This window comes from Pseudomonas sp. NPDC008258 (assembly GCF_042956345.1).
In the GTDB taxonomy this organism is placed as follows: Bacteria; Pseudomonadota; Gammaproteobacteria; order Pseudomonadales; family Pseudomonadaceae; genus Aquipseudomonas.
In genome coordinates, this window is sequence record NZ_JBIBGE010000030.1 from 27,396 (window position 1) to 54,071 (window position 26,676).

Consider the following 26,676-nt stretch of genomic DNA (forward strand, 5'->3'; position numbering starts at 1 on the left):
AAGCCGCAGGCATTACGACTGAAATATGGAGTATTGCTGTTGTCGGAGCAGGCTCCATCGCTGGCGGCTTGGCTGGCGCGGCGGCTGGGGAGATGCTGGGAGATAAGATCTATGAGTCCATCGCTGATTGATATCAATAGCTGGCCACTGACAATCCAGCTATTGTTTCTAGCTGCGCCATTTTCTTTGAATGCTATCGGCCTGGCAGTTACCGGTTATGCTGCATGGTCTAGCGAGTTTGAGGTTATCAATAGGGCTATACGAAGCAATGCCTATCTAGAGCAGACAAAGCGCTTTTGGGGGACCACTAGCTACCGTGCACGGTGGATGGTGGTCTGTGCGGTTTGCGGCCTACTGACCTTTCCTCATTTTCATTCAAGAATAGGCGTTGTCGATGCTGATGAATTAAAGGATTTTCCTTCAAGGCTGAGGCGTAAATTGGTTGTTTCTAGTTGGCTCATATTAATAGGCTCAGCGTGGCTAGCGGTCGCCTATGTGATCGTGAGTCATTAATTTAGTGAGTGATTAGACCCGCACTTGCGAGTCTTCTTATTTTCCGATGCCCATGGGTGGCCATGACCGGTGCGGTGACTTTTTGTACGAGATTACGAGTGATTGACATCAACGACTGGCCGGTCTTGGCGAAGATAATATTGGTAACAGGGCCATTTGTAACTGGACTCCCTGGCCCCGCGATTCTAGCCTTTCTCGTACTCAGGAAAGATTACGATGTCGCGTGCTCCGCGATTAAGAGTAAACCTTACCTTGAGTCCATCAAGCAAGCGTGGGCGGGGCGAAGGTTCAAGTGGCGATGGATGCTGATGTGCACGATCGCTGGGCTAATCACATTTCCAGGCTTGGCATTGCGCAGAGGCAAGTTAGATGCTGATGAATTGAAGCGCTTTCCTGCGGCGCTAAAAATCAAGTTGGCGCTTGCGACCTGGCTAACATTAATGGGTTGTGTCTGGATGATTGTTGCCTATGCCCTTCTTGAACTATCGAAAGGGAGATAGAAACATTTCAGGTCAGACCCGCTCTCGCGGGTCTTCCTCTCTTTGCATCGATCTGTCGTCGATGCTAGAAACCTGTCGCCCTCCTTCGGCTACAAGATCATCAGCATAACGAGCACGTTGCTGATTCTGCCCATCCTTGGCCACACAAGGCCGCTCCAGCTGACCCTGCGCGGCAGCTTCTAACCCCTTCATACCGTCTTCAACACCACCGGGGCCGCTTTGCGCCCCATCGCCGGCAAGCCAGCTCCCACAGGTAACGCGACAATCTCAAGTTTTGCGCACGCCTGTGGGCTTGCCGGCGATGGGGCGCAAAGCGGCCCTTTTTTGTGGATGACACAATGCTTGCGCATGACACAAAGTGTCATTAAGATCGCCATGTGTCCTGGCAGCGCCCCTACGACGATCAGCCAGTGCCCGCCCTTTCTCACGCAGGTACCGCCCATGACGACCACCATGCACACCCCCAAGGACCAGTTGGTGAAACTCGCCCAGCAGCAGATGCTGACCGCGTTGGCCGACAACACTTACAGCGCCCGGCAAAAACTTGCCCTCACCTGCCGCATCCTGTTCGATGGCGGCCACGACTCTGGCCTGGCCGGGCAGATCACCGCGCGTGCGCAGGAGCCTGGCACCTACTACACCCAGCAACTGGGCCTGGGCTTCGACGAAATCGCCGCCTCCAACCTGCTGGTGGTGGACGAAGACCTCACCGTGCTGCAAGGCCGCGGCATGGCCAACCCGGCCAACCGTTTCCACAGCTGGCTGTACCGCGCCCGCCCCGACGTCAACTGCATCATTCACACCCACCCGCTGCACAGCGCCGCCCTGTCGATGCTGGAAGTGCCACTGGCCATCTCGCACATGGACCTGTGCCCGTTGTTCGACGACTGCGCGTTCCTCAAGGAATGGCCAGGCGTGCCGGTAGGCAATGAAGAAGGCGAAATCATCGCGAAGGCGATCGGCGACAAGCGCGCCATCCTGCTTTCCCACCACGGCCTGCTGATTGCCGGCGGCTCGATCGAAGAAGCCTGCGTGCTGGCCCTGTTATTTGAGCGCGCAGCCAAGATGCAACTGCTGGCCATGGGCGCCGGTGACATCCGCCCCATCCCCGATGTGCTGGGCAAAGAAGCCCACGACTGGATCTCCACCCCCAAACGTCATGGCGCTGCGTTCAGCTACTACGCACGCCGTGCCTTGCGTGCCCATGGCGACTGCCTGGGCTGATTGACGCTGTATTCTTTCCTCAATAACGGCAGAGGTGCCTGGTCATGTCTACACCTGTAATTCGCGGCGTTATCGGCTACACCATTACTCCTTTCACGGCTGAGGGCACGCTTGACCTGGAAGCCCTGGGCACGTCCATCGACAGCCTGATCGACAGCGGCGTGCACGCTATCGCGCCACTGGGCAGCACCGGCGAAGGGGCCTACCTGTCCGACAGCGAATGGGAAGCCGTCGTGCACTTCAGCCAGGCGCGCATTGCCGGCCGCGTGCCAAGCGTGGTCAGCGTTTCCGACCTGACCACTGCGCGTACCGTGCAGCGCGCCCGCCTGGCGCAGGCCTGCGGCGCCACAGCGGTGATGGTGCTGCCAGTGTCCTACTGGAAGCTCACCGAAGCCGAAGTGGTCGCCCACTACAAAGCCGTCGGCGCGGCCATCGATATCCCGATCATGCTCTACAACAACCCGGGCACCAGCGGCACCGACCTGTCGGTAGAACTGATCCTGCGCATTCTCGGCGATGTCCCCAATGTGACCATGGTCAAGGAAAGCACCGGTGACATTCAGCGCATGCACCGCCTGTTCAAGGCCACCGATGGCCAGGTTGCGTTCTACAACGGTTGCAACCCGCTGACCCTGGAAGCCCTGGTAGCCGGCGCCACGGGCTGGTGCACCGCCGCACCCAACCTGATCCCGGCACTCAACCTGGCGTTGTGGGACGCCGTGCAGCAGGGCGACCTGGCCGAAGCCCGCGCGCTGTTCTATCGCCAGTACGAACTGCTGGAATACATCACCCGCCGCGGCCTTCCCACCACCATCAAGGCCGGCCTGAAAATGCTCGGCCAGGATGTCGGTGCGCCACGCCTGCCGTTGCAGGCGCTGGATGCGCAAGGCAGCGCCTACCTTAAAGGCTTGCTGAAGGCACTAGGCGCGACCAACTGACAACGTCGACACTTGCCCGGTAGCACCTCGCTGCCGGGTTGTGCCTGCTGCACCCTCTGCATAGAGAACCAGAATGAAAGTCCACTTCATCGTCCACGAATCATTCGAAGCGCCTGGTGCGTACGAAACCTGGGTCAAGACGCGAGGCCACGAGGCCGGTTTTTCTCGTGTCTATGCCGATCAGCCCCTGCCTGCTGATGCCAGCCATTTCGACTTGTTGGTCGTGCTAGGCGGGCCGCAAGACCCCGCCACCACCGTCGCGCAATGCCCACACTTTGACGCGGCCAGCGAATGCCGGCTGATCCGGCAAGCCATCACGGCTGGCAAAGCGGTCGTCGGGGTGTGCCTGGGCTCCCAGCTGATCGGCGAGGCGCTAGGTGCCAGTTTTGCCCACAGCCCGGAAAAAGAGATTGGCAAATTCCCCATCAGCCTCACGCCCGAAGGCAAAGCCAATGAGAACGTCAGCCACTTTGGCGAGGTGCTGCAAGTTGGCCATTGGCACAACGACATGCCGGGCCTGACGGCCGACGCCAAAGTCCTCGCCACGAGCGAAGGCTGCCCACGCCAGATCGTCGAGTACACCCCGCTGGTTTATGGCTTCCAGTGCCACATGGAGTTTACGAAGGAGGTAGTCGAACTACTGATTGCAGCAACCGAAGCCGAACTGGCCACCCTCACAGACCGGCGCTTCGTTCAAACGCCTGACGCACTGCGTGCCAACGATTGGGATGACATGAACCAGAAGCTGTATGTTTTCCTCGACAAGTTGATGGAAGCGTATCGAGGCTGACAGGTGCTTGTCTTAAGGTAGGCAGCGCTTTGGTGATGCCGGGCGCACAGCGTACCCTGTGGGAGCGGGCTTGCCCGCGAAGAATCCAACGCGGTGAATGGCACCGGCTACGCCGGTGTTCGCGGGCGTGCCCGCTCCCACAGTTACTGCATCGGCCTCGGGTTCACCTTGAACCTGTGGAGGCCTTACGCCGCGCGGGCGGCGCTCGATATCACAGGCGCTGCAAACACCAAGACAGACACCAGGCAGCCCCCATAACGCTATACCGGGTCCGCATGCACCACTCGCCCCTCTACCCCCGGTCGATTGACGAACAGCACATCCAGCACACTGTTGCGCAGCCCCTTCACCGCATTCCAGTTCGCCGACGTATGCACGTACCTGTCACGCAGCAAGCACTGCTCCTGCTCGGTCAACCCCATTTCCTCACTGACACCCAAGGCAAAATCATGCAGCTTGCGGCTGATACCCACCAGTTCATCAGGCACCTGGTGCTCCGCCTGCCCGCCCAACGGCCCAAACGGTACCCCTGCACGCACCGCCAGCGCCCGCATGACACTCAGGTAAACCCGTGAAAGCTGCCCCGCCACCTCCCGCTCCCGGTACACCGCCGCATACACCTGCTTCTGCGCCTCGCCCGGACGCCCGCCGGAAATCGGTTCCTCCCAGGTAATCACCTTTGCACCCAGGCCACCAAACGCTGCGCCCAGCAGGTCACTCACCTTGGCATGCACACACGTCTGGTCGGCACGCATGGCCGATGGCACACGTTGCGACTGAGGTTTGCACAACAGCACCTGCTCCTGCGTGAGGTCCGGGTAACCACCGCCAATGTTCGAATGCACACCCGGCAACACGATGTCGTGCCCGCTGCACACCAGCGGGAAGTTGTGCCGCTGCTCATCCCCTGCCACCAGCTGCGCCACCTGCCGGGCCATGCCAGCCCCAAGGCCCAGGCGTAAATCTCCATGGCCAGCGTCGGCAGGGTCAAAGTCGCCCTGTAACGGCGCAATGATCGCCGCCACGGTGTCGAAAAGGCCTATGAAATTGATCGTGATGCCGCATGTAACGGCCAACACCCTGCCCCCGTCGGCGTGCAGCAGATTTGCCAGGTGACGCACCGCCGCAGCTCCGCGGCTGAAGCCGAACAGGTCGAACTCGACCCCTTCGAGGCTTGCCTGCGGATAGGCGTGCTCCCACTCCCGCAGCTGCCCGGCGATACCCGCCAATGCCTCGGTGACTCGCGCCTCGACGCCGGTGCGCCCCCGCCCGGTGGCCGAGGCATACGCATGATCCTCCGCGCCCGCCAGGGTTCCCACCCCCTCCACATAACGGCTGAGAAAGGCCATGCAACCGTCGGCGCTGGCCCCCTCTGCCGGATAAAGCGCGTGCAACAGGGCCACATTGCTCAAGGCGTTGGTATAACTCGCGCCCATGCCTGCGTTCACCTCCGTCGGCATCACATTGTGCTGGTTGTTACCGGTGCCATCGAAAAACACCCCAAACCTCACGATCATCGTTGTGCTCCTGCTTGCGTCAAAAGCACAAGCAGGCGCCAGACCGCCGCAACAGAACATCAGGCTATGGCCAGCCTTTTGCAGGACATTTCTCTATCGGCATGGCCCACGGCACGGATAAATTTCCCTGCCGCCATTAGTCGCCACCCCTCCGGATGGATTAAAGTATCACCCCTTGCCAGGGCAGCTGACTCCAGCCCGCCTGTGGCCCCATACCAGGAACCGTCGCCGATGGAACACCGTGAAGCGCTGATCGCGCTGCGCACCTTTCTTTCTTCCCAGATCCTAGGCCAGGAAAAACTGGTCGAGCGGCTGCTGATCGTGCTGCTGGCAGACGGCCACATGCTCGTCGAAGGTGCCCCGGGCCTGGCCAAGACCAAAGCCATCAAAGAGCTCGCCGAAGGTGTTGAGGCGCAGTTCCATCGCATCCAGTTCACCCCCGACCTGCTCCCGGCCGACATCACCGGCACCGAAATCTACCGCCCGGAAACCGGCAGTTTCGTGTTCCAGCAGGGGCCGATCTTCCATAACCTGGTGCTGGCCGACGAAATCAACCGCGCCCCGGCCAAGGTACAGTCGGCACTGCTTGAAGCCATGGCCGAACGCCAGGTCAGCGTGGGCCGCAGCACCTACGACCTGTCGCCGCTGTTCCTGGTCATGGCCACGCAGAACCCCATCGAGCAGGAAGGCACCTACCCGCTGCCCGAAGCCCAGCTCGACCGCTTCCTGATGCACGTGAAAATCGGCTTCCCCGACGCCGCGGTGGAGCGGCGCATCCTGGCACAGGCCCGTGGCGAAGCCCTGGGCGGCGAGACCAAGCCCGAACGCCGGGTCAGCCAGCAAGCAATTTTTGCCGCACGCAAGGAAATCCTTGGCCTGTACATGGCCGACGCGGTAGAGGAATACCTGGTGCAGCTGGTCATGGCCACCCGCACCCCGGCGAAGTTCGACGCCGAACTGGCCGACTGGATCGCCTACGGCGCCAGCCCCCGGGGCTCCATTTCGCTGGACCGCTGCGCACGTGCCCACGCCTGGCTGGCCGGGCGCGACTTCGTCAGCCCCGAAGACATCCAGGCGGTGCTGTTCGACGTGCTGCGCCACCGCATCATCCTCTCGTTCGAGGCCGAGGCGGCGGGGATCGACCAGGACCGCGTGGTCCAGCGCATCCTCGACGTCGTCGCCGTTGCCTGACCCCATGCCCACCACGCAGCTGGCCGAACCTGGCATCCGCATCGGCCTCGCCGAGCTGATCGACATGCGCCACCGCGTGCGCGAAATCCAGCTGTTCTCCAAGCCCGGCCAGCGCAGCCCGCTGGTGGGCCTGCACCACTCCAAGCTGCGTGGGCGTGGGGTGGACTTCGACCAGGTGCGCGTGTACCAGGCCGGCGACGATGTGCGCAACATCGACTGGCGGGTCACCGCACGCACCCAGGAACCACACACCAAGCTGTTCCACGAAGAACGCGAAAGGCCCATCTTCATTCTTGTCGAGCAAAGCCAGCGGCTGTTCTTCGGTTCCGGGCTGATGTTCAAGTCGGTGCTGGCAGCCCAGGCCGCAGCCCTGTTCGGTTGGGCTGCGCTGGGCCACAACGACCGCATCGGCGGGCTGGTGTTCGGCGACAACGACCCGCACGAAATCAAGCCCCGGCGCAGCAAGCAAAGCCTGCTGCAACTGCTCAACCGCCTGGCCAAGGTCAACCAGTCGCTGCACACCGAAGCCGTGCCCCACGCCGACAGCCTTGGCCTGGCGCTGCGCCGGGCGCGGGAAGTGCTACGCCCGGGCAGCCTGGCCATCGTCATCTGTGACGAGCGCTCGCTGACCGCGCAGTGCGAACAGCACCTGGCCATGCTCTCGCGCCACTGCGACCTGTTGCTGTTGCCGGTGTCCGACCCGCTCGACCACGCCCTGCCCGCCGCCGGGCTGTTACGCTTTGCCCAGCGCAGCGCCCAGCTGGAACTCGATACGCTGGACGCCAACCTGCGCCAGGCCTACCGCCAGCAGGCCGAGGCGCGCATCGAGCGCTGGGAGCTGATGGCACAGAAACTGCGCGTAGTGCTGATGCCGCTGAGCACGCAAAGCGACATGATCGAACAACTGCGCGAATACCTGAACGCCCAGCGCCCAAGGAACGCGTCATGAACCCGCTCGACCAGCTGCATCCGCTGATCGAACCGGCGCCTGTCGGCCTATGGCCACCTGCACCCGGCTGGTGGCTGTTGCTGGCCTTGCTGCCACTGCTGGGCTGGGGCCTGTGGCGCCTGCGCCGCTGGCGCCCGGGCAAACGCCGCATCGTGCGTGCCGAGCAACCGCTCGACCCGGTGCGCGTGGCCGCGCTGGCCGAACTGGCCCTGCTGCCACGCCCCTACGACGGCGCCCCGGCGGGTGCCTGGTTGCAGCAGATAAACGCACTGCTCAAGCGGCTGTGCCGCAGCCATTATCCGGGCGCCAACAGCCACACCCTGAACGGCCGTCAGTGGCTGGCGTTTCTCGACAACCGCTGCCCCGCCGCCGGCCTCACCCGCTGGATGGTGCTGGTCGAGGGTGCCTACAAACCCGAATGCAAGCTCGACGACAAAGCCATTGTCGGGCTCAGCCAAGCCGTCGAAACCTGGATCCGCAAGCATGTTTGAACTGGCCTGGCCGTGGGTTTTCGCGCTGTTGCCGCTGCCGTGGCTGGCGCGCCTGCTACTGCCGGCCGCCGACAGCGGCGAGCCGGTGCTCAAGGTAGGCTTCCTCAACGAACTGGAAGGCCTGGCCGGGCGCCGCGCACGGCTCAACCTGCCCACCTGGCGCCAGCAGGCGCCGTTCGTGGTCATCTGGCTGTTGCTGCTGTGCGCCGCCGCTCGCCCGCAATGGCTGGGCGAACCGGTGCCGGTGGCCGCCAGCGGCCGTGACCTGCTGGTGGCGGTGGACGTGTCCGGGTCGATGGATTTCCCCGACATGCAGTGGAAGAACGAAGACATCAGCCGCCTCGACCTGGTCAAGGCGCTGATGGGTGACTTCCTGCAAGACCGTGAAGGCGACCGCGTGGGCCTGATCCTTTTCGGCAGCCAGGCCTATCTGCAAGCCCCGCTCACCTTCGACCGACGCACCGTGCGCACTTTCCTCGACGAAGCACAAATCGGCATCGCCGGGAAAAACACCGCCATCGGCGACGCCATTGGCCTGGCAGTCAAACGCCTGCGCCAGCGGCCAGCACAAAGCCGGGTGCTGGTACTGATTACCGACGGTGCCAACAACGGCGGGCAAATCCACCCACTGACCGCCGCCCGCCTGGCAGCCCAGGAAGGCGTGCGCATCTATACCATCGGCATCGGCGCCAACCCGGAGGCCAGTGGCACCCCCGGCCTGCTCGGGCTCAACCCCAGCCTGGACCTGGACGAAGCCTCGCTAAAGGAAATCGCCGACATCAGCCATGGTGCCTACTTCCGTGCCCACGACGGCGCCGAACTGGACGCCATCGGCGACACCCTCGACCAGCTCGAGCCGGTCGCCCAGCAACCCACCCAGGCACGAACGGCCCAGGCCCTGTACGCCTGGCCATTGGCCCTGGCGCTGTTGCTCAGTGTGCTGCTGGTGGTGGCCGTGCAATGGCCCGACAACCTGCTGCAACGCCTGCTGCGCAAACCGCGCTTCCTGCAGCCGCACCCGGAATGGCGCCAACGCCTGAAGCGCTTGCGCCTGAGGAGGCGGCGATGATCGAACTGTGGCCCCAATGGCTACGCCCGCTCTGGCTGCTGGCCGTGCCCCTGCTTGGCTGGCTACTGTACAAGCTGTGGCACCGGCGCAAGCGCGCCGGGCGCTGGCAGATGATTCTGCCGCCGGCGTTCCATGGCGTATTGCTGGGCGGCGGCAACGGTAGCACCAGCAAGCTGCCATGGGTGGCGTTGGGGTTGGCCTGGGCGCTGGTAATCCTGGCCCTGCTCGGGCCCAGCTGGCAGCGCGTTGAAGAAAACCGCCAACGGCCGGCCGACCCATTGGTGATCCTGCTGGAGCTGACCCCGCAGATGCTGGCCGAGGACAGCCCGCCGAACCGGCTGGAACAGGCCCGGCGGAAAATCCTCGACCTGCTTGAACACCGCCGCGACAGCCAGACAGCACTGGTAGTGTATGCCGGCTCGGCGCACACGCTGGTGCCGCTGTCCGATGACCTGGCCACCACCCGCAACCTGCTGGAGGCCATCGACCCGTCGATCATGCCGCAAGCCGGCCAACGCGCCGACCTGGCCGTGCAAAAAGGCCTGGCGCTGCTGGCCCAGAGCGGTCTGGGCCAAGGCCGTTTGCTGCTGATCGGCTCATCGCTCAGTGCCCCGGAGCGCCAAGGCATCAGCCAGGCCCTCGGCCGCCAGGGCCCCAGCCTGTTGATGCTGGGCATCGGCAGCCGTGAAGGCGCCCCGGTGCGCCAGGCCAATGGCGAATACCTCAAGGATGACCAAGGCGGTATCCTGCTGCCGCGCCTGGACAGCGCCGGCCTCAAGGGCTTTATCAGCGGCACCGGAGGGCGCTACCGGCATGCCCGCGTCGACGACCTCGACCTGCGCGGCCTGGGCCTGTTCGATAACCCGCGCACTGCGCGCAATGATGGCCAGACCCTGCAACTGGACAGCTGGGCCGACCAGGGTTACTGGCTGCTGATTCCGCTGTTGCTGCTGGCCGCCTGCGCGGGCCGGCGTGGCTGGCTGTTCTGCCTACCGCTGCTGCTGGCCCTGCCACAACCCAGCCAGGCCTTCGAGTTCAACGACCTGTGGCTGCGCCCCGACCAGCAAGGCCAGAGCCTGCTGGAACAGAACCGCCCGGCCAGCGCCGCACGCCACTTCCAGGACCCACAGTGGCGTGGCATGGCCCTGTACCAGGCGGGCGACTATGCCGGTGCCGCCGAGGCGTTTTCCCAAGGCGACACGGCCGCAGCCCACTACAATCGAGGCAATGCCCTGGCCCGCAGCGGCGAACTGGAGGCCGCCCTGGACGCCTACGAGCAAGCCCTGGAGCGCCAGCCCGACCTGCAAGCGGCGCTGGACAACCAGGCGCTGGTGCAGCAACTGCTGCAACAGCGTGAGGCCAAAGCCGAAGAGCAACCGGCCAGCAGCGATGCCCAAGGCACACCCGGCAGCGAAACCGAGGGCAACAGCAGCTCGGCCAGCAGCCCGGCCCAGGGCACACCCGGCAACGACGAACAAGCCAGCGCCGAACAACCCGGCGAAGGCAGCAACAACAGCCAGGCAGCGCCCGGAAACCAGGCGGGCGCCGATGACAGCGTGATCCAGCCGCCACAGCGCCCGGTATCGACCAATCTCGATGCCGAACAGCGCCAAGCCCTGGAACAATGGCTGCGGGAGATCCCCGACAACCCGGCGGAGCTGCTGCGGCGCAAATTCTGGTATGAACAGCAATTGCATCAGGAAACCCCACGATGAGTCGCTTCGGCGTCTTGCTTCTCACCCTGCTGTGGGCCGTGCTGGCCCAGGCCGAACCGCTGCTGCAAGCCAGCGTCGACCGTACCCGCCTGGAAGCTGGCGAAAGCCTGGAGCTGACCCTGGAAAGCCAGGACGTGACCCAGTTCGGCAAGCCCGACCTGCGCGCCCTGGAAGGCGACTTCGAGGTACGCGGCACACGCCAGCTCAACAGCCTGCACACCCTCGACGGCGAAACTCGCGCCAGCACCCGCTGGATCATTACCCTGCTGCCACGGCGCAGCGGCAGCCTGCGTATTCCCGAGCTGCAACTGGGCCAGTCGCACAGCCAGGCCATCGACCTGCAAGTGCTCCAGGCCGATGCCAGCCGCCAGGACAGCGCCTCGCAAGTATTCATCGAAGCGACCCTCGACAGCAGCGACGTTTACGTCCAGGCCCAGGCCGTGCTGACCCTGCGCATCTACCACTCAGTGGCGCTGTACGACGACAGCAACCTCAGCCCGCTGCAACTGGAGAATGCCAAGGTCGAACCGCTGGGCGAGTCGCGCACCTATGAAAAGGAAATCAACGGCGTACGCCATGGCGTGATCGAAACCCGCTATGCCGTGTATGCCCAGCAAAGCGGCACCCTCGACATTCCGCCACTGACCTTCACTGCCACCGCCGCCGCCAACAGCGACGAAAACGCGCAGGCCAACGGCACGGCCCGCGCCGGCCGCCAGGTGCAGGTCAGTTCGCTGCCACTGCGGCTGACCGTGCGCCCCATTCCGGCCGCCTGGCCCGCGGGTGCACCGTGGTTGCCGGCGCGCAGCCTGACCCTGGAGGAACACTGGAACCCCGACCCGGGCAGCCAGCAGGTGCAGATTGGCGACTCGCTGACGCGCAACATCACCTTGCGCGCCGAAGGCTTGTCCAGCACCCAACTGCCGCCGCTGCCGGCCACCGAAATCGTCGGCCTGCGCCGTTACCCTGACCAGCCGCTGTTGCGCAACGAAATCGGCGACCGCGGCATGACCGCCAACCGCGAAGAACGCGAGGCGTTGGTGCCGACCCACAGCGGCACACTGGCCCTGCCAGCGCTGGAAGTGGCCTGGTGGAATACCCGCGAAGACCATCTGGAGCACACCAGCCTGCCGGCACGCACGCTGAACGTGCAAGACAACCCGGCGCTGAGCGGCGATACCCCGGTGGGTGACACCAGCAGCGCCAGCACCCTGCTGTGGCCCTGGCAGTTGGCCACCCTGGTGTTCGCCCTCACAACCGTGCTGGGTTTCGTCCTGTGGTGGCGAGCCCGCTCGCAACCGGCTGTGCTACGTGCCGCGCAGAACGGGCCTAGCCCGCGTACCTTGCTGGACGACCTCAAGCGTGCCTGCCAGGCCAACGACCCCCAGGCAACGCGTCAGGCGCTGGACGCCTGGGCCCGCCAGCAGCCAGAAACCCTGGCCGAAATGGCAGCCCGGTTCGTGCCGCTGTCGAATGCGCTGGATGGGTTGAACGGGGCGTTGTACAGCGAGAGCGGCCAGTATTGGCAAGGTGAGGAATTGTGGCGCGCGATTGGCACCATACCGCCGGCTGAGCAGGTGTTGCTGCCGGCTGGGGAGAATGGCGGGCTGCCGCCGCTTTATCCCAAGTGATAGGTCCGTGTAGTGACTACAACCACTCAGTACCTAATCTAATTACCTCTACATCGTCGACTGGTGATATCTGGACAGCTCGCAAAGACTCAATCTGGCGCTCCGCTAACAGCAAGTGAACCAATGGGGCATCATCGCGATCCGGAATGGGGATGTGCATAGGTGGCGGTTTATTGAGGTGCTTCCCTTGACTCTCCTGCAATTTGGCAACCATTAGCGGCTCAGATCCCGGCTTATTTTCTACCGTCGAATAACGAGTGCCGTCGTTTTTATTCACCAACGAACGGGGGGGCGGAGCCGAAACTGTGCTTGCAGTGGCAGTGCCAGTGGCAAATTTGATAGGGCCACATGGATGCAATGAAATTTTTTTATCATGCGCCCCAGAGGGATTCAGCTTCGATAGCTGTTTACCGGCAGAAAACATATGCCCACTTGGATCACTTTTGTTAACAGGATCACCGAGGCAATAGGCATAGCTGTTCAGCCCACCCTTCCCGAATGGGCTGAGGCTATCCGGCGAACGAAAGCGCATCAGAACCGGGCTAAACGCTCTATAGCCATTGCCCAACAGGTAGCTCGCCAACTCAACGGCCAGCCGTTCGCCATTGAAACCAAGCACCGTGCTTTTCGATGGCCGCTCGGAGTACCCGTATGCCGTATAGACCTGCGTCAAGGTTGCCATCGCCTAGCCTCATGCAAGTGAGCCCGTTGTAGTCCGCTCGAGCACAATTTTTCAGCCATAAACAACGGCAAGGCAACTGACAAAAATGCCAGGCGGGCGCGGTCCATGTGGGAGCGGGCGAGCCCGCGAAGCAGGCAGCGCGATCTATGGGACCGGCTGCGCCGGTGATCGCCGGCAACCAGCTCCCACAAGCTATGCGAAGCACCTGCTAGCTCAGTGTTCTAAGCGATCTGCGCTTGTACTTGGCTGATGATGCGCCCCTCGCTCATGCTGATAACCCGGTCAAACCGCGACAGCGCACTCTGATCATGCGTCACGCAAATCAGCCCTCTCCCTTGGAATGCTTCGAATAACAGATCCCAGGTACGCTCAGCCGATCCGGAATCAAGCCCTGCTGTGGGCTCGTCAAAGAAATTGAATTCCCCAGGCTGATTGAGAAGACGTAGCAGCGTTAGCCTGCGTGCTTCGCCGCCCGAAATCGACTCTGCCCGTGCATCAAGATCAAGGTCGTACCAGTCTTTGCTCAGGCCCAGCCGCTCAAGCCATCGCTCGACTTGAGCCCGTTCATGCGTATGCCCGAACAGCACCGCACGGGGCAGTAAGCCGGGGATGAAATGCGCATCCTGAGGGCAGAGTCGCAACCGACTGAACTGTTCACTAGCGTGGAACGAAGCCAGGCACCTGTCGTGCAAGTGAACATGCTTGCGCAACTGGAATACCGTGCCCGCCAGCGCATGCAGAAGTGTCGATTTACCACACCCGCTGGGCCCGATCAGCGCGACCCGTTCTCCTGCACGTATTACCAAGGGCTCATCGATCAGCAGTTGCAGTGCGTTTCGAGCGCTGAGCTGGCAGGGGGTGATGCGAAGCCCTGCGTTTTCATCTACGGGCTCTGCATCCATGGAGTCTACCGGGCCGAACACAGGGAGTTGGAGCCAGTGTTCGAGCTTGCGTTTGTCGAGCCGGAACTGGTCAAGTACCCGCCAGGCTTCAGCCAGTTGTGCAACGCCTGCAAGCAACCCACTCACCAGAGTAAAGAGGGCAACAAGCTCGCCCAGGCTCAGATGCGGTGTTGCCTGGGATTGATCATGGATACCCCACAACAGCAACCCAACACTGCCCAGGCCAATGAACAGAGTACGCAAGCCCTGAAGCCATCCGCCACTGTAGGCAACCCCCACCGCTGAGTCGGCATAGCCCGACAGTGTCTGGGTGACGGGAATCATTGCCGCATCCTCGGCCTTTTCCAGCTTGACGGTTGACGCACTGGCGAAGGTATCAACCCATTGTTCCGCCAGCTCGTCTTCCCGCGAGTTGACTGCCTCGATACGGGGGCGACGCCAGCGCACCATGCGATCGTTTGCCCACAGATACGCCAAGCTCAAGGGTACGAGGCCAATCAATACTGAGGTGGCACCAAGGTATGCGAACAGCGTCACCAGTACCACAGCTTCGGCCAGTACTGGCCATGCTGAGCCAATCAGAAAACCTAGCCATCGCTCTTGGGCCGTTATCCCTCTATCCAGTACTTTTACCAAGGTTCCGCCATGGAGCTGTCCATAGGCCTCGAAGCGTTTCTCCAGTAACCCCCGGCACCAGCGCATGGAAAGCAGCTTCACGCGCTCCTGGCAGAGGCGCGCAAGGCACCAGGCTTGCAAAGGGGTCAACGAGGCTTGTAGCGCGACAAGGCATATGAAGGCACCGAGCAGGGCGAGAGAAGACGAGGACGACGTGGACAGGTCGTCGATAATGTCAGCCAGAATAAAGGCTGGTACGACGGTCGCGACCTTCAGTACTAGTGTTGCACTCAGGGCGGCGAAGATGCCTCGGTAAATATGCATATCATTGCCTTATGCCTTTGAATGCGCTCTGTGGCGCGACTGGAATCCCAGACCTTATCAAGTGAAAGCGCTCCAGTCCGGGGATAAACACTTGTACCACCGTGGCGAGATTTGGATGCATATATAATGTGCGATAGAAAACAGATTTATTATTCTTGGCCAGATTGATCAGTGTACGTTTGATCTGTCCGAGCACGGTGAGCTCAACACGCGCCGGATGATGTTTGGGTACGTCGTATTTAGGGGATGGATGGAGAAGTGAGGAAAGTCGTGCGGAGTGGGAAAGCACTTCCTCAGTGGAGAGATCTTCCTGTTTTTCTTTCGAGCCAGAAAGCTGTTCGCACTGAACTTGTTCGGTTACAGCACGATACATTGCAATGGATGGATTTATGGAGCTTCCCGAGCCTATGCCGCTGAGAGATCCTTCTTTTTTACTGCGAGAAATAGCAATGCAAAATGGAACATCGTAAAAGTCATGGGTTAAGTATATCTCTAGTTTGTTCGCGTGACGGAGAAGTTTGGCGTCATGGCCAAAGGTGTCTTCCAGAAAAGAATCGGAAGGCCGGTAGAGTTCTGGGGGTGGGCTCAGGCTGCAAAGCGATAGGTAGTACATTGACAGCGCATGACGTTCGATAGATTCATTTATGGCGTGTAAAAGAGCTTCGCTCTCGGTGCAGCCTATGGCTGTACCGGAGTTGGTCGCATATTTGGCAAGGTAGCCAGCTGAAGTTTTTTCTACTTCATCAATATTTCTGGAGGAGGGGGCTATCAGTATCGCCGGTATTTTTATTTCGTCATAGCTGTCCAGTGCTTGAAGTGCGAAGGAGGGTATCTGGCAATTAGGCGGGATTGACTTCAGTAGCCAGTCGTCAAAGGAGGCTATCGACTGTAAGATTGTGTCGCTTTCGATGGGGGTTGGAGTGGCTTTGTCGACGAAGTAATGCTCTAAGCTTTCGGCAAGGGCTCCTAGTTCACAATGCTCCCCCTTTCCGGCTCCGCAAGACACTTCTCTGTAGGTACTATCGTATAAGTGGCATGTGGCGACCAAGCCACTATTTTTTGATAGTTTCATTTTCGAGCTAAAGCCCAAGTGCTGATACAGCCTTGTCAGGCGGCTGCATGCTTCTTCTATGGTCAATTCGCGTTCGGCAATCATCTCTAGCTCCTGGGTCAGGCCAGAAGGGGGCAAGCCCCTTCTGGCTTATTGATTACAGCACATTGAGGAAGTCAACCTCGGACTCGGTAAATGTGTAGTTCATCACCCGAGAGATCTGAGGCATGTTGATTTCAGAACGACGACGTCCCATGGCTACTGCTCCTATAAAATTGGGTTGAGTGCGCTTTTTTTGCGCGAGCCATTTGTACCACTTGTTTTTTTCTTTATTCAAGATATACACGGCACCCCCGCTGGAAAGGCGTCGTAGGAATTCTTCCTGGTATTTGTAGTTCAATTCCTACATTTATTTGAAGCAACAGAAAAAACACCTACTAATTAACGAGTTACCGCGTATAGAGGGTCAGGTGGGTTAAATGTTTTGTAAAACACTGAAAGAACCGCGATGCCTAAGCAGTGGGGTGGGTGATGCTGCGCACTATCCGAGTGCGAGGGTCAAGGCCAGTCTCCATAAGAAGACAGTTGCTCCCACATGGACCGCGCATACATTGAACCTGTGCAATACCTGTTGGCTCTGGCTGCCCGCGATCGGGCCGCACAGCGGCCCCACGCTTGGGTTACCATACCGCCCTTTCCCCGCTAGCCCGACTCGACACCACAGGTCATCCATGCGTCTGTTTCATACTTCCGACTGGCACCTGGGCCAAAGCCTGCACGGCCAGGAACGCGACTTCGAACACGCCTGCTTCCTCGACTGGTTGCTCGGCCAGCTGCGCCTGCGCCAGCCCGATGCGCTGCTGATCGCGGGCGATATCTTCGACACGGTCAACCCGCCGGTCAAAGCCCAGGAACGCCTCTACGACTTCATCGTCCAGGCCCACGAGCAGCAGCCCAAGCTGGACATCGTGATGATCGCCGGTAACCACGACTCCGGTTCCCGCATTGAGCTGCCTGCTGCCTTGATGCGCCGGCTGCGTACCCATGCGCTGGGCCGTGTGCACTGGCTGGACGACGGCCAGCTGGATGCCGAACGCCTGTTGATCCCGCTCACCAACGGCCGTGGCAAGGTCGCCGCCTGGTGCCTGGCCCTGCCCTTCCTGCGCCCGGCCGAGGTCACCGGCCCGCAGCTGGGTGACGACTACCTGCAAGGCATCACCCAGGTGCACCAGCAACTGATCGCCGCCGCGCAGAAAAAACGCAAGAAAGACCAGGCGCTGATCGCCATCAGCCACGCGCACATGGCCGGTGGCGCGGTGTCGGAAGACTCCGAGCGCAGCCTGATCATCGGCAACGCCGAGGCCCTGCCGGCCAAGCTGTTCGACAAAACCATCAGCTACGTTGCCCTCGGCCACCTGCACAAACCGCAGAAGGTCAACCGCGAAGAACGCATCCGCTACAGCGGTTCACCGATCCCGCTGTCGTTTGCTGAAATCAACTACCCGCACCAGGTGCTGGAAGTGGAGCTGGACGGCAGCGGCCTGGTCAGTGTCGAACCGCGCCCGGTACCGCGCGCCGTGGCCTTGCAACGGGTCGGCCCGGCACCGCTGGGCGAACTGTTGCAGCAACTGGCTGACCTGCCAGTGATCGACCTGCTCGAAGACCCCAACCGCCAGCCCTGGCTGGAGGTGCGGGTGATACTGGACGAGCCGCAGCCCGACCTGCGCCAGCAGATCGAGACCGCACTGGAAGGCAAGGCCGTGCGGCTGATCCGCATCAGCGCCGAATACGCCGGCCGCACCAACGCCGAGGATGATGACCTGGCCTTTGTCGAACTGGCCCGGATGACCCCGCAGGACCTGTTCAGCCGCGCTTGGGAACAGGCCTACGGCAACCCCGCCGACGAGCAGGCGCTGGCCGACTTTGCCCTGCTGTTGCAGGACGTGCAGCAGGAAGAGGAGCAGCCATGAAGATTCTCGCCATTCGCCTGAAGAACCTGGCATCGCTGGCCGGCCCGGTCGACATCGACTTCACTGCCGAGCCTTTGGCCAGTGCCGGCCTGTTCGCCATTACCGGCCCTACGGGGGCCGGCAAGAGCACCCTGCTCGATGCCCTGTGCCTGGCGTTGTTCGGCACCGTACCGCGGCTGAACGACATTGGCCGCGAAGCCAAGGTGCCGGATGCCGATGGCGAAATCCCCACCTCCGACCCGCGCAACCTGTTGCGCCGTGGCACCGGCAGCGGCTTTGCCGAGGTCGATTTCATCGGCATCGATGGCCGCCGCTACCGCGCCCGCTGGGAAGCCAACCGCGCCCGCGACAAGGCCAACGGCAAGCTGCAACACAGCCGCCAGAGCTTCTACGACCTGGACAGCGAACAGGTGCTGGGCAGCGGCAAGAACGAATACAAGCAACTGGTCGAGGCCCGCCTGGGCTTGAACTTCGAGCAGTTCACCCGCGCTGTGATGCTGGCCCAGAGTGAGTTCGGCGCGTTTTTGAAAGCCGACGACAAAGAGCGCAGCGAGCTGCTGGAAAAGCTCACCAACACGGCCATCTACACCCGCCTGGGCCAGCGCGCCTTCAGCAAGGCCCGTGAGGCCGGCGAGGCCCACAATGCCCTGAAGGACCGCGCCAGCCACCTGCTGCCGATGGCCGACGAAGCCCGCGCCGAACTCGACCAGCGCCTGGAGCAGGCGCAACAGCAGTTCAAGGCCGACCAGGCCGGCGAGCGCCAGCTGGAACAGCAACGCAACTGGCTGAATGAGCAACACCAGTTACAGGCCCAGCACACCGAAGCCGGCAACGCACTGCAAGCCGCCGAGCAGGCCTGGCAAAAGCTGGCCGAGCCCCGCCTGGACCTCGTGCGCCTGGAGCGGCTGGCCCCGCAGCGCCACCAGTTCCACCGCCAGCAGGCACTGACCGCGCAACTGGCGCCGGTGGCCGCGAAGATCGTTGAGCAACAGCAGCAGCAAGCCGAGCTGCAAGTGCGCACCCAACAGCTTGAACAGGCGCTGGATACAGCACGCCAAGCGCTTGCCGACCACCAGGCCCGGCACGGCGAAAACGCCCCGCGCCTGCGCCAGGCCTTTGCCGCCCAGGACAACCTGGCCCGCCTGGACCAGGAACTGGCTGCGCAGCGCAGCAGCAGCGAACAGGCGGAGCAGCAAGTCGCCGAAGGCCAGCAACAGTTGCAGCAACTGGAGGACAACCAGCAGCGCAGCCAGCAGCAACTGGCACAGATCGACACCGCGCTTGCCGACAGCCAGCACCTGGCAGGCCTGGCCGATGCCTGGCATGCCTACCTGCCGCAGCTCAAGCAGGTGATGCTGGTGGGCGGTCGCCTGGCCAAGGGCCGTGAAGAACTGCCCGGCCTGCAAGCCCAGGCCAGCCAGGCCAATGCGCACTTGCAGGCCGAACGCGACGCCTACGACCTGTTGTTCCGCGAAGCCAAGGCCGAACCGCAAGCCCTGACCGAACAGGTCGAGTTGCTGGGCGCCATGCTGCAGGACAACCGCAAGCAGCAACGCGCCCTCGAACAACTGTCGCGCCTGCATGGCCGGGAAATGGAGTTGCGCCAGCAACTGGATGCCGTACGCGAGCGGCAACAGCAGGCCATGCAGCAGCGCCAGCAACTGATTACCGAGGGTACCGCCGCCAAGGTCGAGCTGGAAACCGCCGAGCAGGCGCTGAACCTGACCCGCCAACTGCTGGAGCGCCAGCGCCTGGCGCGCAATACCAGCGTCGAAGAATTGCGCGGCCAGCTTCGTGATGGCGAACCCTGCCCGGTGTGCGGCAGCGCCGAGCATCCGTTCCATCAACCCGAAGCGCTGCTGCAAAGCCTGGGGCGCCATGATCAGGCCGAAGAAGACGCCGCGCAGACGCAAGTCGAAACGCTCAACGGCAAGCTGGTGGAACTGCGTACCCAATTGGGTGTGGTCAACGCCCAGCTCAAGGATTACCAGCAGCAACAGTCGCAACTGGGTGAACAGCTGCAACCGCTGGTGGCCGAGGTGCAGGCACACAGCCTGTGGCCCGCCCTCGCCCCGCAGGACGACAAGGCCCGCGGTGCCTGGCTCGACAGCCAGCTGCGGCGCCTGGACGAAGAAATCGGCCAGGACGAAAAGCGCCAGAGCGCCCTGCTCGCCCTGCAAAAAGATGCAGCCCGCCTGAACCAGCAACTGCAAGCCGCGCACGAAGCCCAGCAACAGGCCCAACGCCACCTGGAACAACAACACCAGGCCCTGGCCAATGACGAGCAACAACTGCAACAAGGCCTGAACGACCTGGCTGGCGTATTGCCCGAGGACGCCGTAAAGGCCCTGAACGACGACCCGGCCAATGCCTTCCTCGCCCTGGACCAACAGATTGCCCAGCGCTTGCAACAGCTGGAACGGCGCAAGGACGAACTGGAAGAACAGCAAGCCCGCCAGGCCCAGCTGGACAAATTGCGCGACCAGCAACAGGCTCGCGTGCAAACCCGCCAGCAGTTGCTGCAGAAACTCGCCGCCCTTGATGAGCAGCGCCAGCACGCCCAGGTTTCGCTCGCCGAACTGCTCGGCGAGCACGTCAGTGCCGAAGCCTGGCAACAGCATATGGACGCCGCGCTGGAACAAGCCCGCGCCCTCGACGCCGACACTGCCCAGCGCCTGCAAGACCTGCGCACCCAGGGCGTGCAACTGGCGGGTGAGCTGAAGGCCAATGCCCAGCAGCAACAGGCACTGGACGCCGAGTGTCAGCAGTTGCAGGGGCAGATCGCCCAGTGGCGCAGCGAGCACCCCGAACTGGACGACGCCGGCCTGGATCGCCTGCTTGCAATGGACGATGTGCAAGTCAATGAACTGCGCCAGCACCTGCAAAGCGTCGAAAAAGCCATCGAACAGGGCCGCGTGCTGCTGCGCGAACGCGAACAGCGCCTGCAGCAACATGCCGCGCAAATGACCGTGGAGGCTTCAGCCGAAGCCTTGGAGCAGGCCTTGGCTGAGCTGCGTGAGCGCCTGGCCGGGCATGAGCAGCACTGTGCCGAACTGCGTGCACAGCAGGCCGACGACCAGCGTCGCCAGCAGGCTCACCAGGCACTGGCGGCCGAAATCGTCCAGGCCCACCAGCAGTGGCAACGCTGGGCACGCCTGAATGCCCTGATCGGTTCGGCCTCGGGCGATGTGTTCCGCAAGATCGCCCAAGGTTACAACCTCGACCTGCTGCTGCACCACGCTAACGCCCAGCTGCGCCAGCTGGCCCGCCGCTACCGCCTCAAGCGCGGCGGCAGTGCCCTGGGCCTGCTGGTGCTCGACACCGAAATGGGCGACGAACTGCGCTCGGTGCACTCGCTGTCCGGCGGGGAAACCTTCCTGGTGTCGCTGGCCCTGGCCCTGGGCCTGGCATCAATGGCCTCCAGCACCCTGCGCATCGAATCGTTGTTCATCGACGAAGGCTTCGGCAGCCTCGACCCGGAATCGCTGCAATTGGCGATGGACGCGCTCGACGGCTTGCAGGCTCAAGGCCGCAAGGTGGCGGTGATCTCCCACGTGCAGGAAATGCACGAGCGCATCCCGGTACAGATCCAGGTACGCCGCCAGGGCAATGGCCTGAGTGACGTGGAGGTGTGCGGGTGATCCTGTACTCGTTCCGCCGCTGCCCCTGGGCCATGCGTGCACGCCTGGCCCTGCGCTATGCCGGGTGCGCGGTGGACATTTGCGAGGTGGCGATGAAGAACAAGCCGGCAGAACTGCTGGCCTTGTCGCCCAAAGGCACGGTGCCGGTGCTGGATACCGGTGCCGGCGTACTGGAAGAGAGCCTGGACATCATGCGCTGGGCACTGGCGCAAAACGACCCGCAGGACTGGCAACTGCTGGCAAACCCGGCGGCGGCGCAGCAGGCTGAAGCGTTGATTGCGCGCAATGACAGCACCTTCAAGGCGCAGGTGAACCTGTACAAGTACGCCGAGCGCTACCCGGCGCATTCCCGCGAGCATTACCGCCAGCAGGCCGAGGCCTGGCTGGCGGAGCTCGAAGGTTTGCTTGACGGCCGGGCTTACCTGCTGGCCGATCACCCAAGCCTTGCCGATGCCGCATTGTTGCCCCTGATGCGCCAGTTTGCCGGGGTCGAACCGCAGTGGTTCGCCGAGGCGGCTTATCCGCGGGTGCGGAGCTGGCTGGAGGGGTGGCTGGCTTCGGAGCTGTTCAAGGCAATCATGGTCCGCTGATTAAAGATCGGGCTGTACATGGGTCCCTGTGGGAGCGGGCATGCCCGCGAAGCAGGCACCGCGGTGGATGGCACCGGCTCTGCCGGTGTTCGCGGGCATGCCCGCTCCCACAAGAACCTCGTGCAAGGCTTGGTCAGTGGTTGTGCTTGCCGCTGAGGGCCGCATGGAAGTTGGCACTCTGGCGCAGGTACTGCTCGGTGTAGCTGTGGGTAGCGGCGGCCTTGCCGCTGCTATCGGCATGGGCATGGGCCGGCAGTACGACCGAAGCTGAAATGGCGGATGCGGCAATGACCGGGAAGAGATTGAAGTTCATCTGGGCTGACCTCGACGGCGGTGGTTTGACGGTGGCCCGTTTGGGCCTTGGGTCAAACTTACGCCGCCGACGCCGAACGCAAAAATTCATTGCACCAGTATCGACTATCACGCCGATCGATATCACTCGATGAATTTCAGGTCCGAAGGTGCATCCTGTTGCAGTGTCTGCACCGTCTCCAGCAACTTGCCGCTGCGCGGATCGCGGCGCATGACCACGATCTGGTTGCTCTTCTGGTTGGCCACCAGCAGGAAGTTGTCACTCGGGTCGAGGGCGAATTCCCGAGGATGATCACCCTCCACCGAACGGCGCTGCAGGAGGGTCAGCTGGCCGTCCTGCTTGCCCACGCTGAACGCCACGATCTCGTTGGCCGTGCCACGGTTGCTTACGTACAGGAAGCGCCCGTCCGCCGACAGGTGCAAACCACCCGCCGCCTTGGCTGCTGCCTCTTGGCGTTCGGTCAGCGGCAGCCGCTGGCGTTCGACCAGGTTGCCGTCCTGCACATCGAACACCACCACCTCGGCACTCATTTCCAGGGTGAGGTAAGCGTGCAGGCCCTTGGCGTCGAACAACAGGTGACGCGGCCCGCTGCCCGGTGGCAATGCCACCGAAGCGGGTATGGCGGGTGTTAACGGGTGGTCCGCGCTGGCGCCGTCGTAGCGGTAGATGAACACCTTGTCTGCCCCCAGATCGCTGGCGTACAGGTGTCGGCCATCCGGTGACAGCACCACCGAGTGCACATGGGCACCGGCCTGGCGCTCGGGGTTTACCCCGCTGGGCTTGTGCCGGGCCTGTTGCACCACGGCCTTGAGCTTGCCGTCCCTGGAAACCGGGATCACCACCAGGCTGCCACCGGGGTCGGGCTTGACCGCATAATTGGCGACGAACAGGAAACGCTGGTCACGGCTAAGGCTGGCATGGGTTGGTTCATCGCCCTGGCTGGCCACTTGGTTGAGGGGTTTGATTTCACCCTTGCTGCTGATGCTGAAACTGCTGGCATGGCCCTGTGGGGTTTCATTCACCGCAAACAGCAGGCGCTGGTCGGCTGAGAGCACCAGCCACGACGGGCTGACGCTCTTCACCACTTGCTGGGGCGTGGGATCGATACGGCCGGCCTTGTCGTCGAACTGGTAGCGGTAGATGCCCTGGCTGGTGCCATCGGTGTAGCTGCCCACCAGCAAGGTAGCGGCGTGGGCGTGGATTGTCAGGGTCATCAGGCTAGCGGTCAGCAGGCTCGTCCAGGTCCGGTTCATCGTGGTCTTCATCCGGGGCGCGAAAGGCACTCATACAGACTAGCCGATGCTCGCCGTTGGCATCGTCGAGTTGCCACTCGTCACCGCTGGCGATAGCGGCGGCGACTTGCTCGGGGGTGAATGACCAGCGGCGCAGCTGACGGCCGTCCATGCATTCGACGGTGAGCCCGGATTCGTCGGCGGTGAAGTCGAAGGCGTGCAGGCCGTCGATCAGGAGCATGTCGCAAGACTGCAGGGCGGTGGCTAGGGGGGACATGGGGGTACCAATCAGAAATGAGTTGGCATTATAGCCTTGGGGCTGCTTTGCAGCCCATCGCCGGCAAGCCAGCTCCCACAAGGACCTCACAACCCTGAAGGGCTTGCGCTGTACCTGTGGGAGCTGGCTTGCCGGCGATGGGCCGCAAAGCGGCCCCCTATGCTCAATGGGCGAAAATCGAGCCCCCTTCCTTGCCCACCATCTTCTCCGGCTTGATCAGGAACCGCGCCAGCGCCGGCAGCAGCCACAACGCACCAAACATGTTCCACAGCAACATGAAGGTCAGCATCAGCCCCATGTCGGCCTGGAACTTGATTGCCGAGAAGATCCAGGTGCACACGCCAATGGCCAGGCACAAGCCGGTGAACAGCACCGCTTTACCGGTAGAGCGCAGGGTCTGGTAATAGGCCTCCTGCAACGGCAACCCGGCACGCAGGAAGCTTTCCAGGCGGCTGTAGATATAGATGCCGTAATCCACGCCAATGCCGACACCCAGCGCCACCACCGGCAAGGTCGCCACCTTCACCCCGATGCCCATGTAGGCCATCAGCGCGTTGCCCAACACCGAGGTCAGCACCAGCGGCAGCACGATGCACAGCGTGGCGGCAAACGAGCGGAAGGTGATCAGGCACATCACCGCCACACAGATGTACACCAGGATCAGGATGGTCAGCTCGGCCGACTTGATCACTTCGTTGGTCGCCGCCTCGATCCCCGCGTTACCCGCTGCCAGCAGGAATTGCAGGCCTTCCTTGTTGTGGCTGTCGGCAAACGCCTTGGCCACGGCGGTAACCCGTTCAAGGGTTTCGGCCTTGTGGTCGTTGAGGAACACCAGCACCGGCGCCAGCGAGCAATCGCCGTTGTACAGGCCGTCGGCACGGGCAATCGAGTTGTTGAGGATGTCCGGGTTGCGCGACAAGGTTTCCCATTTCAGGCTGCCCTCGTTCATGCCCTTGATCACTTGCTTGGACACGGTCACCAGGGAAATCGCCGACTGCACGCCCGGGGTGTTCTGCATGGTCCACATCAGCTCGTCGATCGGTGCCATGGTCGAGTGGATCGAACATTGCTCCGGCGGGGTCTTGACCATGATCACCAGCACGTCGGAGCTGGTGGAGTAGTTGCTGATGATGAAGTTGTTGTCCTGGTTGTAGCGCGAGTCGGGGCGCAGCTCTGGTGCGCCCTGGTCGAGGTCGCCGATTTTCAGGTTCTGGCTGTACCACAGGCCGCCGGCAAAGGCGACCAGCGCCAGGGCCACGGACACCGGCGCCACTTTGGCACTGGCGAAGTTCGACAGCAGGCGCCAGAACGGGTGCTCGCGGGTCGCGTCCTTCTTGCTGCGCTCGATGGCCTTCTTGCTGATGCCAACGTAGGAAATGGCCACCGGCAACAGGATCAGGTTGGTGAACACGATCACCGCCACGCCGATGGACGCGCCGATGGCCAGCTCGCGAATTACCCCGATATCGATGATCAGCAGGGTGATGAAGCCCACCGCGTCGGCGAGAATGGCGATCATCCCCGGCAGGAACAGTTGGCGGAACGTGCGCCGGGCTGCCGTGAGGGCGTTGTCGGCGTCACTCGACTGCAAGGCGATGCCGTTGATCTTCTGCACACCGTGGGAAATGCCGATGGCAAAGATCAGGAATGGCACCAGCATCGAGTAAGGGTCCAGGCCAAAGCCCACCGCATGCATCAGCCCCAGCTGCCAGACCACCGCCACCAGGGTGGTGATGAGCACGGCGATGGTGCTGCGGATGCACCAGGTGAACCAGTACAACAGCACCCAGGTGATCGCCAGGGCGACACCGAAGAACATTGCCACCATCACCAGGCCGTCGATCAGGTCGCCGACTTTCTTGGCGAAGCCGACGATATGCACCTTCACATTGGGGTTCTGCGCCTGGAACTTGTCACGGATCTGTTCTTCCAGCAGGTGCGAGAACTGCTGGTAGTCGAGCTTCACCTGTTTGCCCGGGTCCTGCGGGTCGGGGTAGCTCTCCAGCAGCGGTACGTCGACGATGCTGGACTTGAAGTTGTTGCCCACCAGCCGCCCCACCTGGCCAGACTTGAGCACGTTGTCACGCAGGGTGTCGAGGCTGTCCTGCGAACCGTTGTAGGTGTTGGGGATTACCTCGCCACCGGAAAAGCCCTCTTCGGTGACTTCGCTCCAGCGCACGCTGGGGCTCCACAGCGACTTCAGCCCGGCACGGTCGACCCCGGGGATGTAGAACACCTCGTCATGGACCTGGCGCAGGGTTTCCATGTAGTCCTTGTCGAAGATGTCGCCGTTAACCGCCTCCACCGAGATGCGCACGGTGTTGCCGAGGTTGGCCAGGTCGTTGCGGTGCTCCATCATCTGCTCGATGAACGGGTGCTGCAGCGGGATCATCTTTTCGAAGCTGGTGGAGGGGCGGATCTGCGTGGCCTGCCAGAACAGGAAAATGCTCACCAGCACGCACAGGGCGATGACCACGGGGCGGTTGTTGAAGATCAGGCGTTCGAGCAGCGTGGCCTTGTCCTGGTGGTGCGGGTGCATGGTAATGCTCTC

Annotated in this window: 21 protein-coding genes and 1 pseudogene; 14 read left to right on the top strand and 8 right to left on the bottom strand. The window is 62.4% G+C overall.

The features are described from left to right. The first annotated feature begins 111 nt into the window (after positions 1-111). The 5 genes from ACFY9W_RS21975 (at position 112) to ACFY9W_RS21995 (ending at position 3,965) form a co-directional block, all read left to right on the top strand. A complete protein-coding gene (locus ACFY9W_RS21975; RefSeq protein WP_391134617.1) occupies positions 112-513 on the top strand; it encodes a hypothetical protein in 402 nt (133 codons plus the stop codon). A 98-nt stretch (positions 514-611) separates the two neighbouring features. Then, positions 612-1,013 carry a hypothetical protein gene (locus ACFY9W_RS21980; RefSeq protein WP_391134620.1) on the top strand — a complete coding sequence of 134 codons (402 nt, stop codon included), beginning with the start codon at positions 612-614 and terminating at the stop codon, positions 1,011-1,013. A 441-nt stretch (positions 1,014-1,454) separates the two neighbouring features. Continuing rightward, complete coding sequence (locus tag ACFY9W_RS21985; protein ID WP_391134623.1) at positions 1,455-2,237, top strand: aldolase; 783 nt, start codon at positions 1,455-1,457, stop codon at positions 2,235-2,237. 44 nt (positions 2,238-2,281) lie between these two features. Then, a complete protein-coding gene (locus ACFY9W_RS21990) occupies positions 2,282-3,175 on the top strand; it encodes a dihydrodipicolinate synthase family protein (protein ID WP_391134626.1) in 894 nt (297 codons plus the stop codon). A gap of 73 nt (positions 3,176-3,248) precedes the next feature. Continuing rightward, a complete protein-coding gene (locus ACFY9W_RS21995) occupies positions 3,249-3,965 on the top strand; it encodes a type 1 glutamine amidotransferase (protein ID WP_391134629.1) in 717 nt (238 codons plus the stop codon). Between the two features lie 260 nt (positions 3,966-4,225). On the opposite strand, the gene ACFY9W_RS22000 is transcribed toward ACFY9W_RS21995, so the two are convergent. Beyond that, positions 4,226-5,482, bottom strand: a complete 1,257-nt coding sequence (locus tag ACFY9W_RS22000; protein ID WP_391134632.1) for a phospholipase effector Tle1 domain-containing protein — start codon at positions 5,480-5,482, stop codon at positions 4,226-4,228. A 231-nt stretch (positions 5,483-5,713) separates the two neighbouring features. Between ACFY9W_RS22000 and ACFY9W_RS22005 the strand changes: the two genes are divergently transcribed. From ACFY9W_RS22005 to ACFY9W_RS22030, 6 genes are read left to right on the top strand one after another with little or no spacing between them, the layout of a single operon-like run. Then, positions 5,714-6,673: an AAA family ATPase gene (locus ACFY9W_RS22005; protein WP_391134635.1), complete on the top strand. Its 960-nt coding sequence runs from the start codon at positions 5,714-5,716 to the stop codon at positions 6,671-6,673. A 4-nt stretch (positions 6,674-6,677) separates the two neighbouring features. After that, complete coding sequence (locus tag ACFY9W_RS22010) at positions 6,678-7,622, top strand: DUF58 domain-containing protein (RefSeq protein WP_391134638.1); 945 nt, start codon at positions 6,678-6,680, stop codon at positions 7,620-7,622. Continuing rightward, positions 7,619-8,113 (top strand): DUF4381 family protein, encoded by a 495-nt coding sequence (locus ACFY9W_RS22015; protein ID WP_391134641.1) that lies wholly within the window; start codon positions 7,619-7,621, stop codon positions 8,111-8,113. Before ACFY9W_RS22010 ends, ACFY9W_RS22015 begins: the two co-directional genes overlap by 4 nt. Next, positions 8,106-9,182 (top strand): VWA domain-containing protein, encoded by a 1,077-nt coding sequence (locus ACFY9W_RS22020; protein WP_300023774.1) that lies wholly within the window; start codon positions 8,106-8,108, stop codon positions 9,180-9,182. Before ACFY9W_RS22015 ends, ACFY9W_RS22020 begins: the two co-directional genes overlap by 8 nt. Next, on the top strand, positions 9,179-10,897 hold the full coding sequence (locus ACFY9W_RS22025) for a tetratricopeptide repeat protein (protein WP_391134644.1): 1,719 nt from the start codon (positions 9,179-9,181) through the stop codon (positions 10,895-10,897). The genes ACFY9W_RS22020 and ACFY9W_RS22025 overlap by 4 nt, the downstream gene beginning before the upstream one ends. Continuing rightward, positions 10,894-12,528 carry a BatD family protein gene (locus ACFY9W_RS22030; RefSeq protein ID WP_391134647.1) on the top strand — a complete coding sequence of 545 codons (1,635 nt, stop codon included), beginning with the start codon at positions 10,894-10,896 and terminating at the stop codon, positions 12,526-12,528. Before ACFY9W_RS22025 ends, ACFY9W_RS22030 begins: the two co-directional genes overlap by 4 nt. A gap of 412 nt (positions 12,529-12,940) precedes the next feature. On the opposite strand, the pseudogene ACFY9W_RS22035 reads toward ACFY9W_RS22030, so the two are convergent. The 3 genes and pseudogenes from ACFY9W_RS22035 to ACFY9W_RS22045 all read right to left on the bottom strand — a co-directional run. Continuing rightward, positions 12,941-13,189 (bottom strand): annotated as a pseudogene (locus ACFY9W_RS22035) (RHS repeat-associated core domain-containing protein); the annotation flags it as partial. 242 nt (positions 13,190-13,431) lie between these two features. Further along, positions 13,432-15,051 (bottom strand): ATP-binding cassette domain-containing protein, encoded by a 1,620-nt coding sequence (locus tag ACFY9W_RS22040; protein ID WP_391134650.1) that lies wholly within the window; start codon positions 15,049-15,051, stop codon positions 13,432-13,434. Between the two features lies 1 nt (position 15,052). Continuing rightward, the gene (locus ACFY9W_RS22045) at positions 15,053-16,207 is read right to left on the bottom strand and encodes a YcaO-like family protein (protein ID WP_391134653.1); all 1,155 of its coding nucleotides are present in this window, start codon (positions 16,205-16,207) and stop codon (positions 15,053-15,055) included. Between the two features lie 626 nt (positions 16,208-16,833). On the opposite strand from ACFY9W_RS22045, the gene ACFY9W_RS22050 reads away from it, so the two are divergent. The 3 genes from ACFY9W_RS22050 to ACFY9W_RS22060 are packed head-to-tail and all read left to right on the top strand — an operon-like array spanning position 16,834 to position 22,303. After that, positions 16,834-18,072: an exonuclease SbcCD subunit D C-terminal domain-containing protein gene (locus tag ACFY9W_RS22050; protein WP_391134656.1), complete on the top strand. Its 1,239-nt coding sequence runs from the start codon at positions 16,834-16,836 to the stop codon at positions 18,070-18,072. Then, positions 18,069-21,713, top strand: a complete 3,645-nt coding sequence (locus ACFY9W_RS22055; RefSeq protein WP_391134659.1) for an AAA family ATPase — start codon at positions 18,069-18,071, stop codon at positions 21,711-21,713. Before ACFY9W_RS22050 ends, ACFY9W_RS22055 begins: the two co-directional genes overlap by 4 nt. After that, complete coding sequence (locus ACFY9W_RS22060) at positions 21,710-22,303, top strand: glutathione S-transferase N-terminal domain-containing protein (protein ID WP_391134662.1); 594 nt, start codon at positions 21,710-21,712, stop codon at positions 22,301-22,303. Before ACFY9W_RS22055 ends, ACFY9W_RS22060 begins: the two co-directional genes overlap by 4 nt. Positions 22,304-22,436: 133 nt before the next feature. Here ACFY9W_RS22060 and ACFY9W_RS22065 read toward each other — a convergent pair whose 3' ends face one another. From ACFY9W_RS22065 to ACFY9W_RS22080, 4 genes are all read right to left on the bottom strand, one after another. Further along, the gene (locus ACFY9W_RS22065; protein ID WP_391134665.1) at positions 22,437-22,616 is read right to left on the bottom strand and encodes a hypothetical protein; all 180 of its coding nucleotides are present in this window, start codon (positions 22,614-22,616) and stop codon (positions 22,437-22,439) included. 122 nt (positions 22,617-22,738) lie between these two features. Beyond that, the gene (locus tag ACFY9W_RS22070; protein ID WP_391134668.1) at positions 22,739-23,869 is read right to left on the bottom strand and encodes a beta-propeller fold lactonase family protein; all 1,131 of its coding nucleotides are present in this window, start codon (positions 23,867-23,869) and stop codon (positions 22,739-22,741) included. Beyond that, on the bottom strand, positions 23,835-24,125 hold the full coding sequence (locus ACFY9W_RS22075) for a DUF5629 family protein (RefSeq protein WP_391134671.1): 291 nt from the start codon (positions 24,123-24,125) through the stop codon (positions 23,835-23,837). The genes ACFY9W_RS22070 and ACFY9W_RS22075 overlap by 35 nt, the downstream gene beginning before the upstream one ends. Before the next feature lie 163 nt (positions 24,126-24,288). Then, positions 24,289-26,664 carry an MMPL family transporter gene (locus ACFY9W_RS22080; protein ID WP_391134769.1) on the bottom strand — a complete coding sequence of 792 codons (2,376 nt, stop codon included), beginning with the start codon at positions 26,662-26,664 and terminating at the stop codon, positions 24,289-24,291. Positions 26,665-26,676 lie beyond the last annotated feature (12 nt).

Coding starts and splice junctions, on each gene's coding strand:
- ACFY9W_RS22050 (WP_391134656.1), top strand. CDS start 16,834: ATGCGTCTGTTTCATACTTCCGACTGGCACCTGGGCCAAAGCCTGCAC.
- ACFY9W_RS22070 (WP_391134668.1), bottom strand. CDS start 23,869: ATGAACCGGACCTGGACGAGCCTGCTGACCGCTAGCCTGATGACCCTG.
- ACFY9W_RS22010 (WP_391134638.1), top strand. CDS start 6,678: ATGCCCACCACGCAGCTGGCCGAACCTGGCATCCGCATCGGCCTCGCC.
- ACFY9W_RS21985 (WP_391134623.1), top strand. CDS start 1,455: ATGACGACCACCATGCACACCCCCAAGGACCAGTTGGTGAAACTCGCC.
- ACFY9W_RS22000 (WP_391134632.1), bottom strand. CDS start 5,482: ATGATCGTGAGGTTTGGGGTGTTTTTCGATGGCACCGGTAACAACCAG.
- ACFY9W_RS21995 (WP_391134629.1), top strand. CDS start 3,249: ATGAAAGTCCACTTCATCGTCCACGAATCATTCGAAGCGCCTGGTGCG.
- ACFY9W_RS21975 (WP_391134617.1), top strand. CDS start 112: ATGAGTCCATCGCTGATTGATATCAATAGCTGGCCACTGACAATCCAG.
- ACFY9W_RS22030 (WP_391134647.1), top strand. CDS start 10,894: ATGAGTCGCTTCGGCGTCTTGCTTCTCACCCTGCTGTGGGCCGTGCTG.
- ACFY9W_RS22075 (WP_391134671.1), bottom strand. CDS start 24,125: ATGTCCCCCCTAGCCACCGCCCTGCAGTCTTGCGACATGCTCCTGATC.
- ACFY9W_RS22015 (WP_391134641.1), top strand. CDS start 7,619: ATGAACCCGCTCGACCAGCTGCATCCGCTGATCGAACCGGCGCCTGTC.
- ACFY9W_RS22005 (WP_391134635.1), top strand. CDS start 5,714: ATGGAACACCGTGAAGCGCTGATCGCGCTGCGCACCTTTCTTTCTTCC.
- ACFY9W_RS22080 (WP_391134769.1), bottom strand. CDS start 26,664: ATGCACCCGCACCACCAGGACAAGGCCACGCTGCTCGAACGCCTGATC.
- ACFY9W_RS21990 (WP_391134626.1), top strand. CDS start 2,282: ATGTCTACACCTGTAATTCGCGGCGTTATCGGCTACACCATTACTCCT.
- ACFY9W_RS22020 (WP_300023774.1), top strand. CDS start 8,106: ATGTTTGAACTGGCCTGGCCGTGGGTTTTCGCGCTGTTGCCGCTGCCG.
- ACFY9W_RS22045 (WP_391134653.1), bottom strand. CDS start 16,207: ATGATTGCCGAACGCGAATTGACCATAGAAGAAGCATGCAGCCGCCTG.
- ACFY9W_RS22055 (WP_391134659.1), top strand. CDS start 18,069: ATGAAGATTCTCGCCATTCGCCTGAAGAACCTGGCATCGCTGGCCGGC.
- ACFY9W_RS22025 (WP_391134644.1), top strand. CDS start 9,179: ATGATCGAACTGTGGCCCCAATGGCTACGCCCGCTCTGGCTGCTGGCC.
- ACFY9W_RS22065 (WP_391134665.1), bottom strand. CDS start 22,616: ATGAACTTCAATCTCTTCCCGGTCATTGCCGCATCCGCCATTTCAGCT.
- ACFY9W_RS22040 (WP_391134650.1), bottom strand. CDS start 15,051: ATGCATATTTACCGAGGCATCTTCGCCGCCCTGAGTGCAACACTAGTA.